A 17,097-nucleotide genomic window follows, 5' to 3' on the forward strand; every position below is an offset into this window, starting at 1 on the left:
GCCTGTCCGCGCTGAAGCGCGCAGCGCGTCCCTCCGTACGTTCCTCGTTCCCTCCGGCCGGCTTCCCAGAGAGCCCTTCGCCATCATGACTTCTGATCTCACGCGGCGCCGTCACATCGACCTCGCGCGCGTCTTCAGCGCTTCCTGTCGCCGCGCTGCCTGAACCACTCCCCCGGCCGCTTCCGGCCCTCCTTCGTCATGCCCGCATTTCCTGCACCGGGAGTCCCTATGTCCGATCCCGCACGCTTCGCGTACTGGGTGCCCAACGTCAGCGGTGGCCTGGTCACCAGCAAGATCGAGCAGCGCACCGACTGGGGTTACGACTACAACCGCGAGCTCGCCGTCCTCGCGGAGAACAACGGCTTCGACTACGCGCTCAGCCAGGTCCGCTACATGGCCAGCTACGGAGCCGAGTACCAGCACGAGTCCACCAGCTTCAGCCTCGCCCTCCTCCTCGCCACCCAGCGCCTGAAGGTCATCGCCGCCGTCCACCCCGGCCTGTGGCATCCGGGCGTCCTGGCCAAGCTCGGCGCGACCGCCGACCACCTCTCGAACGGCCGCTTCGCGGTGAACGTCGTCAGCGGCTGGTTCAAGGGCGAGTTCACGGCGCTGGGCGAGCCGTGGCTGGAGCACGACGAGCGCTACCGCCGCTCCGAGGAGTTCATCCGGGCGCTGCGCGCCATCTGGACCGAGGACAACGTCGAACTGCCCGGCGACTTCTACCGGATCCGCGACTTCTCCCTCAAGCCCAAGCCGGTCGAGGTCCCGGGCCGCCCGCACCCGGAGATCTTCCAGGGCGGCAACTCCACCGCCGCCCGCGCCATGGCGGGCCGGGTCTCCGACTGGTACTTCTCCAACGGCAAGGACTTCGACGGCGTCACCGAGCAGATCAACGACGTCCGCGCCTCCGCCGCCTCCGTGGGCCGTACGGCACCGAAATTCGGTCTCAACGGCTTCCTCATCGCCCGCGACACCGAGGCCGAGGCCCGCGACACCCTCCGCGAGATCATCGCCAAGGCCGACACCGAGGCCGTCCACGGTTTCGGCGCCGCCGTCAAGCAGGCCGGCCAGTCCGCGGCCGACGGCAAGGGCATGTGGCAGGACTCCTCCTTCGAGGACCTCGTCCAGTACAACGACGGCTTCCGTACGGGCCTGATCGGCACCCCCGAGCAGATCGCCGAGCGGATCGTCGCCTACAAGCGGCTCGGTGTCGACCTCTTCCTGCTGGGCTTCCTCCACTACCTGGAGGAGGTCGAGTACTTCGGCAGGAAGGTGCTGCCGCTGGTCCGCGAGCTGGAGGCGGCCGAGGCCGGCGAGGCCGTTCTCATCTGACGAACCATCAATCATCCGACCCCCATCGATCTTTGAGAGGTTCATCATGAGCACCGTCACCCCCGTCACCGACTGGAAGAACGCCCCCGCCTCCAAGGACCCGCAGGGCTGGTTCGTGCTCGACCGGCAGATCACACCGGGCGATGACGGCGGTGTCACGGTGGCCCCCGACGCGTCCGCCGCCCTGCATCAGGTCGTCGACCAGTTCTCGGACGCGCTGATACGCACCTCACCCGTACTGGAGCAGGCCTCGTGACCGCCGCACATGTGATCGCCGACGACACGGAGGCGCTCGCCGTCGCCGCCTCCCTCGCCACCGAATTCCGCGCCGGCGCCGCCGAACGGGACGCCCTGCGCCGGCTGCCCCGCGCGGAGCTCGACCGGCTCTCCGCCTCCGGGCTTCTGGCGATCACCGTCCCCGCCGAGCACGGCGGCGCCGACGTCTCGGCCCAGACCCTCGCCGAGGTCTTCCGGCTGCTCGCGACAGGTGACGCCAGCCTCTCCCAGATCCCGCAGAGCCACTTCGCGTACGTCAACGTCCTGCGCCGCCAGGGCACCGAGGACCAGCGGAAGTTCTTCTTCGCCGAGCTCCTGGCGGGCAAGCGCTTCGGCAACGCCCAGTCCGAGGCCGGCACCAAGCACGTCCAGGACATCCGCACCCGCCTGGAGCCACAGCCCGACGGCTCGTACGTCCTCACCGGCGTCAAGCACTACTCCACCGGCGCGCTGTTCGCCGACTGGATCCCGGTGCTGGCCCGCGCGGAGGACGACCTGCTGCACGTCGCATACGTACCGAGCGAGGCCCCCGGCCTCACGGTCGTCGACGACTGGGACGGCATGGGCCAGCGCACCACCGCCAGCGGCACCGTCCGCCTCGACTCCGTCCCGGTCCCGGCCGACCGCGTCGTCCCGCACCACCTCACCTTCACCGGGCCCCAACTGCACGGCGCCGTAGCCCAGTTGCTGCACGCCGCCATCGACGCAGGGCTGGCGGGCGCGGCGCTGGAGGCAGCGGCGGAGTTCGTACGCACCAAGAGCCGGCCCTGGTTCGAATCCGGCCTCGACACCGCCGCCGAGGACCCCCTCCTCATCCAGCGCTTCGGCGAACTCGCCCTCCAGGTCCGAGCCTCCGACGCGCTGCTGGTGGCCGCCGCCCGCGCCGTCGACGCCGCCCGCGCCGACCTCACGGACACCTCCGCCGCCGAGGCCTCCCTCGCCGTCGCCTCCGCCAAGGCCTTCGCCGCGACGGCCGCGGTCGAGGTCTCCTCCGCCCTCTTCGAGGTCGCCGGCACCCGCGCCGCCCTCGACGGCCTCAACCTCCACCGCTTCTGGCGCGACGCCCGCACCCACACCCTCCACGACCCCGTCCGCTGGAAGGTCCAACACCTCGGCCGCCACATCCTCAACGGCACCCTGCCGCCCCGCCATGGTCTGCTGTAGCCGGCGGCGCGGGTTGCTCTCCCCCACCGCTGACCTGAACGGAGTTCACCCATGACCCTGACCTTCCACTGGTTTCTGCCCACCAACGGCGACAGCCGCCACGTCGTCGGCGGCGGCCACGGCACCCCCGTCACCGCAGCCGGCGGCGACCGCCCACCCACCGTCGGCTACCTCTCCCAGATCGCCCGGGCGGCCGAAGACCTCGGCTTCGCCGGCGCGCTGACCCCCACCGGGGCCTGGTGCGAGGACGCCTGGCTGACCACCGCCATGGTCAGCCAGCGCACGGAGCGGCTGAAGTTCCTCGTCGCCTTCCGCCCCGGCTTCGTGTCGCCGACCCTCGCCGCGCAGATGGCCTCCACCTTCCAGCGGCAGACCGGCGGACGGCTGCTCCTGAATGTCGTGACCGGCGGCGAGAGCCACGAGCAGCGCGCGTACGGCGACTTCCTGGACAAGGACGCCCGCTATGCCCGTACGGGCGAATTCCTGGAGGTCGTACGCGGCCTGTGGGAGGGCAAGACCGTCGACCTGGCCGGCGAGCACCTCCAGGTCGAGGACGCGCGGCTCGCCCGGCTCCCGGATCCGGTGCCCGAGGTGTACTTCGGCGGATCCTCGCCCGCCGCGGGTGCCGTCGCGGCCCGGCACGCGGACGTCTACCTGACCTGGGGCGAGCCGCCCGCCGCCGTCGCCGAGAAGATCGCCTGGATCCGCCGCCTGGCCGCCGAACAGGGCCGCACCCTGCGCTTCGGGATCCGGCTGCACGTCATCACCCGCGACACCTCCGAGCAGGCCTGGGCCGAGGCCGGGCGGCTGCTCGCCGGGTTCGACCCGGAGACCGTACGCTCCGTCCAGGCGGGCCTGGCCCGCAGCGAGTCCGAGGGGCAGCAGCGCATGCTCGCCCTGCACGGCGGGGGCGGGCGCGACGGGCTGGAGATCCACCCCAACCTGTGGGCCGGCATCGGCCTGGTCCGGGGTGGGGCCGGCACCGCGCTGGTCGGCAGCCATGCGGAGGTCGCCGATCGGATCGCCGAATACCACCGCCTCGGCATCGACGAGTTCATCTTCTCCGGCTACCCGCACCTGGAAGAGGCCTACTGGTTCGGCGAGGGCGTCCTGCCGCTGCTGCAGACCCAGGGCCTGTGGACCCATCCCTTCGCCCCCGGCGCGGCAGCCCAGCCCGCCCAGATCCCTTTCACAACGGCGGCTCGTTGAGCAGTTCGCCCAGCCACCGGGCGACTTGCTCCTGGTGAACCTCCGTACCGGGGAAGACCCGCCCCCAGGCCAGCGCCCGCCCGACCGGCCCGATCCGGCAGGCGAGGCCGGCCAGCCGGCGCAGTGCGGGCAGGTCGTGGCCGTCGTCGGTCCAGGGTTCGAGGTAGGCGTCGCGCAGCCGGGCGAGGACGGCCGGGGCGTCCGCGCCGAAGCGCCGGCGCGCGACGCGGGCGGTGACCAGCAGACTGGAGAAGGGGTACGCGAGCGAGGAGTCACCCCAGTCGAAGAAGACGAAGCGGCGGCCGTCGCCACGGAAGACCTGGGCCTCGTGCAGGTCGGAGTGGTCGAGGGTGGCGGGGATGCCGGAGCCGGCCAGTTCCGCGCACCAGTCGGCCAGTTGGGGCCGCATCCGCCGTACGGCCTCCGGCGCGTCCGTCAGCGCCACCAGTTCGTCGAACCGCTCGGCCAGACCCTCCGGCCGCAGATCCGGCACCCCGAGCCCGGCCAGTTCCCCCACCCGGGGCCCAACGGCCCGCTGCAGCACCGCGTACTGCCGCAGCGGGGCCTCCCAGTAGTGCGGGTCGGCCTCCTCGTCCGCCACGGCGTGGGCCAGCAGCGGCCCGCCGTCCGGCAGCAACGACCAGGCCCGCGCCGTGTCGACGGCCAGCGGCGTGAGGACCTGCCCCGGCACCCACTCCGCCAGCGCCCGCGTAAGCCCCGCCTCGAAGGCGGAACCCGGCGGATTGGCCTTGAACCACACCGCCGAAGTCCCGTCCCCCACCGGAATCCTGATCACCACCGACCAGGGCCGCAACCGCACCCCCCACCCGGCCCGCTCCCCCGCCCGCAGGCCGGCGCCCGCCAGCGCCTCCTCCGCCCACGCCAGTGCGTCGCGCCGCCACCGCACATCCCACCACGGGGTGGCCCGGACGTCGTAGCCCCCGGCGTCGATGGTCATCAGCTCGCTGTCCACGACGGCATCCCACCACCGCGCCCCCGCCACCCGCATCCGTTTTTGCCCCGGCGCTCAGCCCGGGACCCGGTCCAGGAAGCCGCTGACCGTACGGATCCGGCCGTCCTCGGCCAGCGTCACCACATCGAAGCCCGCGACCGGCGCCGAGCCGTCGGCCACCGACACCAGCTCCCACCCGAAGCGCGCCACGCCATGGTGCCCGTCCACCGCCCCCGCCAACCTGAACTCGAACCCCGGGAACTGCTCCTGAGCCCCCGCGATCACCCCCGCGATCCCCTCATGCCCGGCCACCTCCGCCAACGGGTCCGTGTAGCTGCCGTCCTCCGTCCACGCGGCCGCCACCGCCTTGGCCCGCTCGTCGGGGTCGCCGCTGTTCCACGCCTCGATGTAGCGGGCGGCTGCGTTCTCGTACTGCGTCTGCGTCATGTTCGCTCCTCCGTCGGTTCGGACGAGACCCACGATGCCCCGGGGCGGCGAGAGCGTCGATTACCGCTGAGGTAATGGCGGCAAGCCTCTTGGCTTGCGATTCAGGCGGCAGCGGGATCATCGGTCAGCACCGAATCAGCACAGTGCTCCGCGGTCAGCACTGCGGGGCCACCTGGCGCCGCCTCCATCACCTGGCGGCACTCCTCGAGACCGGCGACCCTGACCGCGTCTACGACGAGGTGCAGCACCTGCTCCGGCAGGTCCGCGCCGAGCGGACGACGGCCGCCGCCCCCGCCACGGCGGCCTGAGCTTCCATTCAGCACGGCCAGGAGGCGACCCATCCCAGGGCGCCGAGCAGGTGGGCCCGGAAGACCGGGTCGTCGTAGGCCTCGGTCGCATGGCCGAGCGCGGTGTAGAAGCTGCGTCCGCGGCCGTGGCGCCGGTACCAGACGAGGGGATGGTCGGCGCCCATACCGCCGCCGGTGTAGGTCGTTTCGTCGACGGTGGCCAGGACGGTGACGTCGCGGGGTGGTGTCCCGAAGTCGTACCACTCGTCGGTCCAGTGCCATTGCCGGGGAAGGTGTGCGGTGGCCGGATGCGAGCGGTCGACGGTGAGTACGGCCGGCTGCACCGGGGGATGTCCGGCGAACCTGGCGCCGAGGAGTTCACCGTAGGCGGGCCACTGGTACTCGGTGCAGGCAGCGGAGTGAACGCCCAGGAATCCGCCGCCGCCCGCGATGTGATCGAGCAGTGCCGCCCGGCCCGGTTCGTCGAGGACCTCGCCGCTGGTCGACAGGAACACGACCGCGTCGTACCCGTCGAGGGAACGCAGCGGCTCCTCGGTGGCGCGGACCGTGAACCCGTGCTCGGCGCCCAACTCGCCGAAGGCGGCGACAGCGGCGGGAATGGACTCGTGCCGGTAGGCGGCGGTCGCTGTGTACACGAGAACCTGTCTGGTGGACATGCACGCTCCAGTGCTGGAAAACGATCTTTGTCGCCACCCGCTGACCCTCCGGATGGCGCTGTCATCACCGGCGGGTGAGGGAAACACGGCAGCGCAGGGTGTGCTCGCCGGGATCGAGGACGCCTCTCAGGGTCGGAAGGACCGCGCGCGGGTGCAGGAGGTGGGAGCCCGGCATCTGCAGCACGACGACGCCGTCGCGTGGTGGCTCGTCGGCCGTCAGGCAGACGATCTCGCTGACGGCCGTGTCGGCCGTCGCGCGGGCCAGGCCGGGGCGCTCCGTGACGTTGTGGGGCGTGGCCCCGAGGCCGGTCTTCGGGACGCAGAACGCGCCTTCGGCCGTGTACAGCCGACGCCTGGTGATGATGCGGTGCTCGCGGACGTGCCCGCCGTCGGCGTGCCGCAGCCGGGTTTCGATGACCACGTCCGGCCACGGCTGCCAGCGCACGACGAGGGTTTCGCCCTCGATCCGGGATTCTCCGGCGGAACGCGCACGCCAGGATTCACCGTCGTCGGACAGGGCCAGCGTGCTGTCGAAGCCGCCCTGGTCCAGGGACGGTTCGCCGGTGGGCACGCTGAACCCGGCGAGGGTGGAGTAGGCGAACTTCGCGTATTTGGCGTTACCGCCGCGGGGGTTCCAGGCGGGCGCGTTCTGCCCGGCGAGGGCGACGACGTCCCCCGCCGCGTCCCGTGCGAGGATCACCGCCGCGGCCGGTTGCGGGCTGACGCAAGCAGGCAGGTCCGGCGCGGGCGTCGCCGTCCAGAACGGATGATCGTCGGCCGCGGCGAGGCTCGCGAAGATCTTCAGGCCCCAGTACGTCGACCCACCGGCCATGTACTGCTCGACGACACCGGTGTTCGGGTAGGCGTAGCCGACGGTGAGGGAGCCGTCCTCGGCAAGGATGGCTTGCCGCCACCACCAGCCGAGGTTGCGCTGCGCCAGGGCGCGCGCGGTGGCCCAGTCGACGGCGGGCAGGTCGGCCGCGGCCAGTGCCGACCAGAAGGAGCCCTGGGCGAACCGGTAGCCGAGGCTGCGGCCGAAGGGCACGGCGGCTCCGTCGGCGGCGAACCAGTGCTGGAACTGAGCGGCGAACTCGGTCGCCCGCTGCCGGTAGCGTCGCCGCCGCTCGTCGTCGACCGCTTTCAATGACGCCAGCAGGAGCCCGTAGAAATGGAATCCGAACGGGACGTAGTAGTCGCGGGAGCCGGGCCGCTCGGGCGTGCCGGGCCCGTCGGCATACCAGCCGTCGCGCAGTGCGAAGTCCTCGATGCGATCCAGGTGCGCGGCCACCCGCGCCTCGTCCACGGGTACGCCCACCGAACGCAGTCCGGCGGCGGCGAGCACGGGAAAGAAACACCAGTTGTTGTCAAAGGGTGTTGCCGACGCCGCCGCCGACAGCCAGTCGGAGAGCTGTTCCCGCTGGCGTTCGGTGAGGGGATCCCAGAGCTGGTCCTTCGCGACGGCGAGGGCGTAGCCGACGGCGGCGGATTCGACGAGGCGCTGGTCCATGTCGGCCGGTCGGCCGACGTACCAGGGATGTTCGGGGTCGACGGCGGCGGTCAGCGCGCGGCGCAGTTCGTCCCACTGCCGGTCCGCGCCGGACAGGCCGCCGGCGGCGTGCGCGGCGAGTCCCCACAGCGGGCGGGCGACGAGTTCGAACCAGACCGCCCCACGGTCGCTCATGCTCGCGTGGACCGGCATGCGCTCGGGTCCGGCGGCCGCCGTGCGCGTGGCCGGTGCGACGAGGGCGAGTAGCGCGTCGGCCCAGCCCTCCCGGGTGGTGGGGGCTGGGCCGAACAGCTGCGACGGGGTGGGCATGGCCGCCATCGTAGGGATCAAGCCCCCGACGTGCAACCGGTTGCCTACGTTTCCATCAGTCAGATCACCCCGTGATGACCTGCAAGAACGGCGGATTCGTGGAGTTGGTCCGGCTGGCCAGGAGGACGATGACCCCGGCCGAGGCCTCGGCGAGGGCGACCGTCGCGGTCCCGTCGCCGGCGTACTGGGTCTGTATGTGGCTGGTGACGTCGATCGGGATCCAGTCGTTGGCGCTGCCGATCGAGCCGGAGGAGAGCGCGCTGCCCAGGGCCGGCTGGGTGTTCCAGGTCAGGCCGGTCTCCGTCCAGCTGTCGCTGCTCACCCCGTACCCGGTGACGGTGGCCTGGGTGCCGGCGGAATCGGAGGTGACCCCCCGGACCCACAGCACCGCGCGCCTGGGTGTGGCCGCCAGGCCGGACAGGTCGAACTTGAGGAAGGAGCGGCGGTTGTAGCCCGTGCCTGTGCCGGTGTTCTTGACGTCCAGGTCGGTGGTGCTGCCGTAGTTGGTGGTGGCGTAGGAGCCGTCGCGGACGTAGGCGTCCGCGGTCGGGGTGAGTTTGGTGTACGCGCCGGCGGTGACGGTCGTACCGGTGCCGAACGTGATGGTGCGGGAGGCGCCCTGGGCACCGCCGACCTCCACGATCAGCGTGATGGGAGACAGGCCGACGACGCTGACGCCGTCGTCCGCGGTGGCCTGGGTGTATCCGCTGCGGTTGACGGTGACGGTGATGGTGGCGGCGGCGCGGGTGGGGTCGGCGACGCTGACCGACAGCGTGTCGTCGGACTCCCGTATGAGGACGGAGCAGGGGGCCGAGACGGTGATCGGGCCCGCGGTACCGGCGGCGAAGAAGTTGGCGGCGGTCACGCCGGTGGCGGTGTCGGTGACCGCCTGGATGGAGCCGGTGTTGGCCAGGACGGTCACCGTCGGGGCGGCGGCGCGGGCGGCAGTGACCGTGGACGTGGCGCCGGGCAGGAGGATGTAGCTGTAGGCGGCGGCGGTGGGATCGGTGCCGTGGTCGAACCACAGGGTCAGGTAACGGCGGGTCAGGGAGGTGGTGGAACTCTCGGTGTTGATGTCGCTCCAGGCGCCGGTGCGGGCCTCGCGCACCGCCTTCACGGTGGCCCCGCCGGGGAAGACGTAGCCGCCGATCCCGTTGATCGACGCCCAGGAGGCGCCGGTGAAGGTGGCGGACCAGCCCAGCGTGGTCGACTGGGTGACCCCGTCGACGACCAGGCTGTTGGAGGCGGTGGCGCCGAGGTTGCGGTTGTCGGCAGTGGTCTCGACGGTGTATCCGTCGGTGGCGGTGATCCCGGCGCCCAGGCAGACGACCTGGTCGTCGAGGCAGAACCAGGACTTCTTGGCTACCAGTGTGGAGCCGAGGCCCCGGGTGTCCTGGCCGAGCGCGCTGTAGGTGCCGTCGGTGGCCCCGCCGACCCAGACGACGCTCGACGACGGCGTCGGCCGGGAACCGCCTTGGCCGTCCGACAGCGGGATGCGGGACACGGTCGTGCCGGGCAGGCGGTAGGGGTCGACGGTCGGCCAGTACGCGTCGGAGTACTGGCCGTTGCCGTAGGTGTCGCCCCACCAGTAGGTCATTCCGGAGCTGGTGTGCCAGCCGTGCAGGTTCTCGCCGTTGATGCACTCGTAGAACGCGGTCCGACCTGAGCACATGGAGACGGCGAGGGCCCAGGAGCCGCGGCGGTGGGTGGCGCGGTCCATGCTGCCGAAGACCCGGGCGGCGACCGGTTCGGCGGTCGGAGTGATCGAGGTGTCCTCGAGAACGGACTTGCCGAGCGCCAGGACAGGTAGCGACTGGTATTCGTCCTGGAGCAGCGGGGCCCAGTAGTCGCGCTCCAGCCAGCCTCTGGCCATCGCGTTCCACGTGGCGGCCTCGGTGGCCGAGGCGGCGTCCGCCAGCATCAGGATGCTTCCGATGATGAGATGGCCGCGCACGTGGTCGTCCTGCTGAATCCCCAGCGGATTGTCGACGACCTTGACGCCGCGGCTGATCGCCCGCCCGGACACGCCGTCCATCATCAGCCCGTTGAACAGGAACGGGGCGAAGGCGTCGGTGACGGCGTCGAAGAGGAGCTGCCGGTTGTCGTCGGTCACCTCCCAGCTCGATCCCGCCAGCAGCGACAGCAGGCCGGCCAGTCCGCTGATCAGGACGGAGCCGTAGGACCCGGTGTAGGGCACGGTGGTGTGCTGGATGAACGAGCCGTCGGCGTAGAACCCGTCGCCACTGCGGACCAGCGGGAACACCGGTGAGAGTCCGGTGACCCCGGTGGTGATCTTCGCCGAGCTCTTCGCGAGGACGCCGCGCAGGATGAGCACGCGGCACAGGTCGACCCGGTTCGCTCCGGTGCTGACCCCGCTGTAGGAGGAGACCGCCGAATCCGGCACGAAGGCGTCGATCGCCTCGTAGTAGTCGGCGAGTTGGCCGCTGCTGAGCTCGGCGTACAGCAGGCAGGAGATGTCCAGCGAGAGGCGTGGTGCGCCGATCTGCCAGTCCCACCAGTTGTCGTAGGTGGTGGTCGTCGGGGTGTAGGCGTTGGCGTACATCCAGTCCAGGCCGGTCAGGACGTCGGAGAGGAGATCGGCGTCCCCGGTCAGACCGGTGCCGTCGAAGGCCCACGCCTGGGCCATCCACTTCAGGCGCCCATAGCTGGAGGTGACGTTGCCGCTGACGCTGCCGATCGGCAGGTCGTCCCAGAGAGACGTGCTGGTCGGGTTCATGTCAGTCCGGAAGCCGGCCGAGGTACTGCCGATGAGGGCGAGGAGGGTGGCGAACGGCTCGTCCGAGGAGTCGTAGCCGGTTCCCAGCAGGGTCTTGTCGATCCAGCGCAGGCGCAGGGTGTCGTACTCGTCGGCGGCGAAGGCCGGCGACGCACCGGTCGCGGCCAGGCCCAGGGTGATGCCGGCTGTGGCGGTGGCGACTTGCAGCAACTGTCGGCGAGTGAGCATCGGGGATCCCCTCCGCGCCCCGTGCGGGGTGCGGTCGGGCGGACGCAAGCGTCCGCGTTGGACGGATGTCCACCTCCCCCCGGTAGCTGGGGCAGGTCAGTTGGCGGGGACAGTAAACCGGTTGCCTCTTGAGAGGCAACCTTTCCTTCCTTCATCGATCCCAACTCTTAGCCGATTTTCATGGGGAAATCGTCTCCTCCATGCCGTCTCTTGACGCGGTGTCTCGATGGCCCCTACCTTGACGGCACCCCAATCATGAAACCGGTTGCACGCACTGGAGCAACCCTCTTTCCCCAAGGAGCAGTGAAACGGTGAGCCGCCGCATGACCGTCGCGATCGCGATGCAGCGTGAGGTCGCCGCCCTCGCCCTCACCGAGGCGCTCGCCGCCCGGCTGGAAGAGAGCGCGGCCGTACAGCCCGACGTCATCACCGACTTCACCGATCCGGCCGTCGGCGAGCGCCTGGCGAACACCGACGTGCTCCTCACCGGCTGGGGCTGTCCCCTCGTCGACCGCGACGTCCTCGACGCCGCCCCCCGGCTGCGCGCGATCGTGCACGCCGCGGGGTCGGTCAAGCACCACCTCACGCCCGAGGTCTGGGAGCGCGGAATCCTCGTCTCCTCGGCGGTTTCCGCCAACGCCTTCCCGGTCGCGCAGTACACCGTCGGCGCGATCCTGCTCGCGGGCAAGCGCGCCTTCCGGCTGGCCGACGCGTACTCGCGGGGCCACTACAAGAACAAGCTCGCCGACGACACCGGCAACCACGAACGGGTCGTCGGGGTCGTCGGCGCCTCCCGGACCGGTCGTCTGGTCCTGGAACTGCTCGCCCCGCACGGCTTCCAGCTGCTGGTCAGCGACCCGACCCTGGACGCGCGCGCGGCGGCCGAGCTGCTTCCGGCCGGACAGGTGCAACTGGTCGAGCTGGACGACCTGCTGCGCCGCAGCGACGTGGTCAGCCTGCACGCACCGGCCCTGCCCGAGACCCACCACCTGCTCGACGACCGCCGTCTCGCGCTGCTGCGTGACGGCGCAGTCCTGATCAACACCGCGCGCGGACAGCTGATCGAGTCCGAGGCACTGCTCCGGCACTGCGTCACCGGCCGGATCGACGCCGTCCTGGATGTCACCGACCCCGAACCCCTGCCCGCCGGCCACCCGCTGCTGGCGCTGCCCAACGTCACGGTCACGCCGCACGTGGCCGGGGCGATGGGCACCGAGATACGTCGGCTCGGCGAGTTCGCCGTCGCCGAGATCGAACGTCTCGCCGCAGACCAGCCCCTGCACGGACGCATCCGCGCCGACCAACTGGCGCTGCTGGCCTGACCCGGCCCGTCCGGCGCCGCCCCCATCGCAACACCGTCCCCATCGCAATCAAGGAGAGGCACCAATGAACACCCTCCCCCCGGCCTTCTCACGACGGGCCCTGCTGAGATCGACAGCGGTCGCCGCTTTCGCCGTGTCCGGCGCCGGCCTGCTGGCCTCGTGCGCCGGCTCCAGCGGTGACACCACCACCGCGGCCGAAGGCAAGGTCACCGCCACCAACCCGTTCGGCGTCGCCGAGGACGCCGCGCTGGACGTCGTCGTCTTCAAGGGCGGCTACAGCGACGACTACGCCAAGTTCGACGAGAAGCTGTACGCCAAGAAGTTCCCGAAGGCGAAGGTCAGCCACTCCGGCATCACCGAGATCGGGACCGAGCTGCAGCCGCGGTTCGTCGCCGGCGACCCGCCGGACGTCGTCGACAACAGTGGTGCCACGAAGATGGTGTTGGGCACGCTGGTCGCCGACGGCCAGGTGGCCAACCTGTCCGACCTGCTGAAGGCCCCCTCGGCCGACGACCCGGACACCACGGTCGAGGACACCCTCCTGTCGGGTGCGCTGGACCCCGCCACGTTCGACGGCAAGGTGATGGGTCTTCCGTACGTCTTCACCGTCAGCGGCTTCTGGTACTCCAAGACACTGTTCGACAAGCACGGCTGGACCTGGCCGACCACCTGGGACGACCTGACCGCCCTGGCCGCCAAGATCAAGAAGGCGGGCATCGCACCGTTCGCGTACGGCGGCACGACGGCGCCCGACTACTTCCTCAGCCCGCTGATTGCGCTCGCGGTGAAGCAGGGCGGGGTCGACGTGATCAAGGCGATCGACAATCTGGAAGCCAAGGCGTGGCAGGCCGAGCCGGTGAAGGCCGCCGCCGAGGCGATCGCCTCACTGGCCTCGTCCGGGTACTTCCTCAAGGGCAGCGAGGGACTGGACCACACCCAGGCCCAGACCGCGTGGGTACAGGGCAAGGCCGCGCTGTACCACTCCGGATCATTCATCGAGAACGAGATGAAGGCGATCACTCCGGACGGGTTCGACATGGTCTTCGGCACGGTCCCCCCGCTTTCGGCGACCGGCAGCCTGCCGCAGACCGCGCTGCACGCCGTGGGAGGGGAGATCTACGTCGTCCCCGCCAAGGCCAAGAACGTCCGTGGCGGCAAGGAGTTCCTGCGGACCATGCTCTCCAAGGAGGCCGCGGCCAATTTCACGAAGACGACCCATGCCCTCACCGTCGTCAAGGGGGCGACGGGCGACAAGGACTTCGGTTCCACCGCGTTGGGATCGGTGACGAAGGCCATCGACGCGGCCGGGAACGACCTGTTCTCCTACCTGTTCCCCAGCTGGTACGCCGACCTGGCCACCACGATGAAGACCGAGATGGCCAACCTGCTCGCCGGGCGCACCGACGCGGCCGGCTTCCTCTCCAAAATGCAGGCCAAGGCCGACACCGTCGCCGCCGACTCCTCCATCACGAAGTTCAAGCGCTAGCCGGATCGGATCTGTCGCCCCCACGGGGTTGGGGCGGCAGATCCCGTCTCCCTACTTCCGGAGTCGTTCGTGAACCACGGAAAAACCCGCATCATTCTTCTCTTCCTGGCACTGCCGCTCACCCTGTACGCGGTGCTGGTGGTCTCCCCCTACGCGCAGGCGTTCCAGATCTCGCTGACCAGCTGGTCCGGGTTCACCGCCGACAAGCCCTTCGTCGGGTTCGACAACTTCCAGCGCCTGCTTCAGGACCCGGACTTCTGGCGGGCCCTGGCACACAACGGGCTGCTTCTGCTGGTGGTGCCGCTGGTCACGATCGCGCTCGGACTGTTCTTCGCCGGCATGCTCAACGTCGGCGGCTCGGGGGGCAAGGTGGCGGGAGTCCGCGGCTCGGCCTTCTACCGCCGCGTCTACTTCCTTCCGCACATCCTCCCCGTGGTGATCACGGCGGTTCTCTGGCAGTTCATCTACAACCCCCAGATCGGGCTGCTCAACGGGGGGCTGGAGGCAATCGGGCTGGGCGGGCTGGCGCACTCCTGGCTCGGCGACCCGACCGTCGCGCTGTGGGCGCTGATCGGCGTGCTGGTCTGGGCCGGCGTCGGATTCTACGTCGTGCTGTTCAGCGCCGCGATGCAGTCCATTCCGAAGGACATCTTCGAGGCCGCCGAACTGGACGGCGCCGGACGGTTCCAGATGCTGACCCGCATCACCCTGCCGCTGCTGCGGGAGACCGTCCAGGTCGCCTGGATATATCTGGGCATCCACGCGCTCGACGCGTTCGCGCTGTTCATGGTTCTCGCCCCCTCCGGCGGCCCGGACAACTCCACCATGGTGCTGTCCCAGTACCTCTACCTGTCAGCGTTCCAGAAAGGCAACTTCGGCTACGCCACCGCGATCGGTGTGCTGCTGAGCCTGTTGAGCCTGCTGATGACGGCGCTCACCTTCGGCACCTCCCGCAAGAAGACCACGATCGAGTTCTGAGGCCAACCCGATGACAACTCCGCCGACTTCGCCCCACCGCACCCGCGCCGGCGCTCCCCTGGCCACACGATCGAGTTCTGAGGCCGGCCCGACAACGACCTCCCCCCAACGCACCCGCCGCGCCGCTCCCCTGGCCACCGGCGTGACCCACGCTCTGCTCGCCTTCTGGGCCCTGCTGTCCACCGTGCCTCTGCTGTGGGCCTTGATCAGCGCGTTCAAGGACAACAGCGAGCTGTTCGGCAACCCGTGGCGGCTCCCCAGCACCTGGCACGCCGACAACTTCGCCCGGGCCTGGTCCAAGGCGAGCATCGGGGACTTCTTCGTCAACACCCTCGTCGTCGTATTCGGCGCGCTGGCCCTCACGATGATCCTGGGTTCGATGGTCGCCTACGTGCTGGCCCGGTTCACGTTCCCCGGATCCCGGCTGATCTACTACACGTTCGTCGCCGGCATGGCCTTCCCCGTCGTCCTCGCCCTCGTCCCACTCTTCTTCATCGTCAAGAACCTCCGCCTACTCGGCAGTTACCAGGGCTTGATCCTGGTCTATACGGCGTACGCACTGCCGTTCACCGTCTTCTTCCTGACCAGCTTCTTCCGCACCCTGCCCACGGCCGTCGCCGAGGCCGCCCTCATCGACGGTGCCTCGCAGGAGGCCATATTCTTCCGAGTCATGCTGCCCATGGCCAAGCCCGGTCTGGTTTCGGTCGGCATCTTCAACTTCCTCGGCATGTGGAACCAGTACCTGCTACCGGTCGCGCTCAACACCGACCGCCACAAGTACGTCCTGTCCCAGGGCCTGGCGAGCCTGTCCAGCCAGCAGGGCTACGAGGCGGACTGGAGTGCCCTGTTCGCCGGACTCGTCATCGCGGCCGTCCCCGTGATCGCCCTCTATCTGATGCTCCAGCGGCGCATCCAGGCCGGCCTCACCGTGGGAATGCTCAAGTGAGCCCGTTGTCCTCAGAGGAAACAGACAGGCAACCGTATACTTCAGCTATGCACGACGGTATGCACGACCGCCAGAACGCGGCTCCGCGTGCCGCCACCATCCGCGATGTCGCGGCCCGAGCCGGCGTCTCGCCGGCGACCGTCTCCCGGGTCCTGACCGGCAACCGCCCGGTCTCCCCCACGGTTCAGGTACGCGTGCAGCGGGCCATCAGGGATCTCGACTACGTGGTCAACGCCCAGGCGCGCGCCCTGTCGGCACCGCACTCACGCACCGTGGCGATCCTGTTGCCGACGCTGTCCTGGCAGTTCCACAACCGGGTCGCCGGCGGCATCGAAGAGCAGGCCATCAACGAGAATCGGCTCTGCATCGTCTGTTCCACCAGGAACGACCCGGATCGGGAGATGGCGCTGCTGGAGACACTGCGCCAGCACAACACCGAGGCGGTGGTGCTCATCGGCGGAACGTTCGTCACGCCCCACTACGCCGAGCGCATCTCCCGCTTCGCCCGAGTCCTCGACGCCAGCGGCTCCCGGCTGGTGCTCTGCGGTCGCCCCGCCCCCGCGCCCGACCTGCCGATCACGGTCGTGGACTACGACAACGAAGGCGGCGCCCACGCGGCCGTCAGCCACCTGCTGTCCCTCGGCCACCGGCGCATCGCCCTCCTCGGCGGCCCCCGTGACCACACCACGACCAACCTGCGCATCGCCGGATACCGCCGAGCGCACGAGGACTACGGCGTCACCCCGGATCCGGGACTCCTCCACATCGGACGGGCCGACCGGCCATTCGGCTACGAGACCGTGCGCGCCCACCTGGCCGCCGGACCACTGCCGTATACCGCGGCGTTCTGCTTCGACGACTACCTCGCGGCCGGCGCGATGGCCGCCGCCCGCGAGGCCGGCCTGTCCATTCCGGACGATCTGTCGCTCATCGGCTACAACGACGAGTCGATCTGCGCCGACCTCTACCCGCCGCTGAACTCCGTGCACGTGCCCTTCGACGAACTGGGCCGCACCGCGGTGCGGATGGCGCTGCACCGCGACGACCCGTTGTACGCCGACCAGAGCGTCATGCTCGGCACACACCTGGTCATGCGCCAGAGTGCGCGCTCCATCACCGCGAGACCGTAGGTACGCAGCCGCTGAAGGACGCCGAGGCCGACGCTCCCACCGATCCTCCAAGGATCCGCGGCGCGCTCGGCGGCCGGGGCCTGAGTCCCCGTACTCGGTCCGGTGGCGTG

At 70.3% G+C, this 17,097-nt stretch carries 15 protein-coding genes; 10 read left to right on the forward strand and 5 right to left on the reverse strand.

What is annotated here, in order from left to right:
- The first annotated feature begins 228 nt into the window (after positions 1–228).
- From sfnG to ACFXJ5_RS27310, 4 genes are read left to right on the forward strand one after another with little or no spacing between them, the layout of a single operon-like run.
- Positions 229–1,332 carry a dimethylsulfone monooxygenase SfnG gene (gene sfnG, locus ACFXJ5_RS27295; protein ID WP_384636349.1) on the forward strand — a complete coding sequence of 368 codons (1,104 nt, stop codon included), beginning with the start codon at positions 229–231 and terminating at the stop codon, positions 1,330–1,332.
- 46 nt (positions 1,333–1,378) lie between these two features.
- Positions 1,379–1,588, forward strand: a complete 210-nt coding sequence (locus ACFXJ5_RS27300; protein WP_384636352.1) for a hypothetical protein — start codon at positions 1,379–1,381, stop codon at positions 1,586–1,588.
- On the forward strand, positions 1,585–2,772 hold the full coding sequence (locus ACFXJ5_RS27305) for an SfnB family sulfur acquisition oxidoreductase (protein ID WP_384636354.1): 1,188 nt from the start codon (positions 1,585–1,587) through the stop codon (positions 2,770–2,772). The genes ACFXJ5_RS27300 and ACFXJ5_RS27305 overlap by 4 nt, the downstream gene beginning before the upstream one ends.
- Positions 2,773–2,823: 51 nt before the next feature.
- Positions 2,824–3,981, forward strand: coding sequence for an LLM class flavin-dependent oxidoreductase (locus ACFXJ5_RS27310; protein ID WP_384636357.1), 1,158 nt, complete (start codon positions 2,824–2,826; stop codon positions 3,979–3,981).
- Here ACFXJ5_RS27310 and ACFXJ5_RS27315 read toward each other — a convergent pair.
- Positions 3,962–4,954: an aminoglycoside phosphotransferase family protein gene (locus tag ACFXJ5_RS27315; protein ID WP_384636360.1), complete on the reverse strand. Its 993-nt coding sequence runs from the start codon at positions 4,952–4,954 to the stop codon at positions 3,962–3,964. The two genes, ACFXJ5_RS27310 and ACFXJ5_RS27315, sit on opposite strands and share 20 nt — an antisense overlap.
- 54 nt (positions 4,955–5,008) lie before the next feature.
- Positions 5,009–5,380, reverse strand: coding sequence for a nuclear transport factor 2 family protein (locus tag ACFXJ5_RS27320; RefSeq protein ID WP_384636363.1), 372 nt, complete (start codon positions 5,378–5,380; stop codon positions 5,009–5,011).
- A 143-nt stretch (positions 5,381–5,523) separates the two neighbouring features.
- On the opposite strand from ACFXJ5_RS27320, the gene ACFXJ5_RS27325 reads away from it, so the two are divergent.
- Positions 5,524–5,688 (forward strand): hypothetical protein, encoded by a 165-nt coding sequence (locus ACFXJ5_RS27325; RefSeq protein ID WP_384636366.1) that lies wholly within the window; start codon positions 5,524–5,526, stop codon positions 5,686–5,688.
- An 8-nt stretch (positions 5,689–5,696) separates the two neighbouring features.
- Here ACFXJ5_RS27325 and ACFXJ5_RS27330 read toward each other — a convergent pair whose 3' ends face one another.
- The 3 genes from ACFXJ5_RS27330 to ACFXJ5_RS27340 form a co-directional block, all read right to left on the reverse strand.
- A complete protein-coding gene (locus ACFXJ5_RS27330; RefSeq protein ID WP_384636369.1) occupies positions 5,697–6,344 on the reverse strand; it encodes a ThuA domain-containing protein in 648 nt (215 codons plus the stop codon).
- 64 nt (positions 6,345–6,408) lie between these two features.
- Positions 6,409–8,160 carry a DUF2264 domain-containing protein gene (locus ACFXJ5_RS27335; RefSeq protein ID WP_384636372.1) on the reverse strand — a complete coding sequence of 584 codons (1,752 nt, stop codon included), beginning with the start codon at positions 8,158–8,160 and terminating at the stop codon, positions 6,409–6,411.
- Between the two features lie 64 nt (positions 8,161–8,224).
- A complete protein-coding gene (locus ACFXJ5_RS27340; RefSeq protein WP_384636375.1) occupies positions 8,225–11,125 on the reverse strand; it encodes a polysaccharide lyase family 8 super-sandwich domain-containing protein in 2,901 nt (966 codons plus the stop codon).
- A 311-nt stretch (positions 11,126–11,436) separates the two neighbouring features.
- On the opposite strand from ACFXJ5_RS27340, the gene ACFXJ5_RS27345 reads away from it, so the two are divergent.
- The 5 genes from ACFXJ5_RS27345 to ACFXJ5_RS27365 all read left to right on the forward strand — a co-directional run bounded on the left by ACFXJ5_RS27345 (position 11,437) and on the right by ACFXJ5_RS27365 (position 16,987).
- Positions 11,437–12,447: a hydroxyacid dehydrogenase gene (locus ACFXJ5_RS27345; RefSeq protein ID WP_384636378.1), complete on the forward strand. Its 1,011-nt coding sequence runs from the start codon at positions 11,437–11,439 to the stop codon at positions 12,445–12,447.
- A gap of 64 nt (positions 12,448–12,511) precedes the next feature.
- Positions 12,512–13,933: an N-acetylglucosamine/diacetylchitobiose ABC transporter substrate-binding protein gene (gene ngcE / locus ACFXJ5_RS27350; protein ID WP_384636381.1), complete on the forward strand. Its 1,422-nt coding sequence runs from the start codon at positions 12,512–12,514 to the stop codon at positions 13,931–13,933.
- A gap of 69 nt (positions 13,934–14,002) precedes the next feature.
- A complete protein-coding gene (locus tag ACFXJ5_RS27355) occupies positions 14,003–14,911 on the forward strand; it encodes a carbohydrate ABC transporter permease (protein WP_384636383.1) in 909 nt (302 codons plus the stop codon).
- A 10-nt stretch (positions 14,912–14,921) separates the two neighbouring features.
- Entirely contained in the window at positions 14,922–15,857 is a 936-nt protein-coding gene (locus tag ACFXJ5_RS27360) for a carbohydrate ABC transporter permease (RefSeq protein ID WP_384636386.1), read from the forward strand.
- Between the two features lie 47 nt (positions 15,858–15,904).
- On the forward strand, positions 15,905–16,987 hold the full coding sequence (locus ACFXJ5_RS27365; RefSeq protein ID WP_384636389.1) for a LacI family DNA-binding transcriptional regulator: 1,083 nt from the start codon (positions 15,905–15,907) through the stop codon (positions 16,985–16,987).
- Positions 16,988–17,097: the final 110 nt, after the last annotated feature.

Source organism: Streptomyces sp. NPDC059373 (assembly GCF_042751495.1).
Lineage (GTDB): Bacteria > Actinomycetota > Actinomycetes > Streptomycetales > Streptomycetaceae > Actinacidiphila.

Coding starts and splice junctions, on each gene's coding strand:
- ACFXJ5_RS27320 (WP_384636363.1), bottom strand. CDS start 5,380: ATGACGCAGACGCAGTACGAGAACGCAGCCGCCCGCTACATCGAGGCG.
- ACFXJ5_RS27340 (WP_384636375.1), bottom strand. CDS start 11,125: ATGCTCACTCGCCGACAGTTGCTGCAAGTCGCCACCGCCACAGCCGGC.
- ACFXJ5_RS27300 (WP_384636352.1), top strand. CDS start 1,379: ATGAGCACCGTCACCCCCGTCACCGACTGGAAGAACGCCCCCGCCTCC.
- ACFXJ5_RS27310 (WP_384636357.1), top strand. CDS start 2,824: ATGACCCTGACCTTCCACTGGTTTCTGCCCACCAACGGCGACAGCCGC.
- ngcE (WP_384636381.1), top strand. CDS start 12,512: ATGAACACCCTCCCCCCGGCCTTCTCACGACGGGCCCTGCTGAGATCG.
- ACFXJ5_RS27360 (WP_384636386.1), top strand. CDS start 14,922: ATGACAACTCCGCCGACTTCGCCCCACCGCACCCGCGCCGGCGCTCCC.
- ACFXJ5_RS27365 (WP_384636389.1), top strand. CDS start 15,905: ATGCACGACGGTATGCACGACCGCCAGAACGCGGCTCCGCGTGCCGCC.
- ACFXJ5_RS27330 (WP_384636369.1), bottom strand. CDS start 6,344: ATGTCCACCAGACAGGTTCTCGTGTACACAGCGACCGCCGCCTACCGG.
- sfnG (WP_384636349.1), top strand. CDS start 229: ATGTCCGATCCCGCACGCTTCGCGTACTGGGTGCCCAACGTCAGCGGT.
- ACFXJ5_RS27335 (WP_384636372.1), bottom strand. CDS start 8,160: ATGCCCACCCCGTCGCAGCTGTTCGGCCCAGCCCCCACCACCCGGGAG.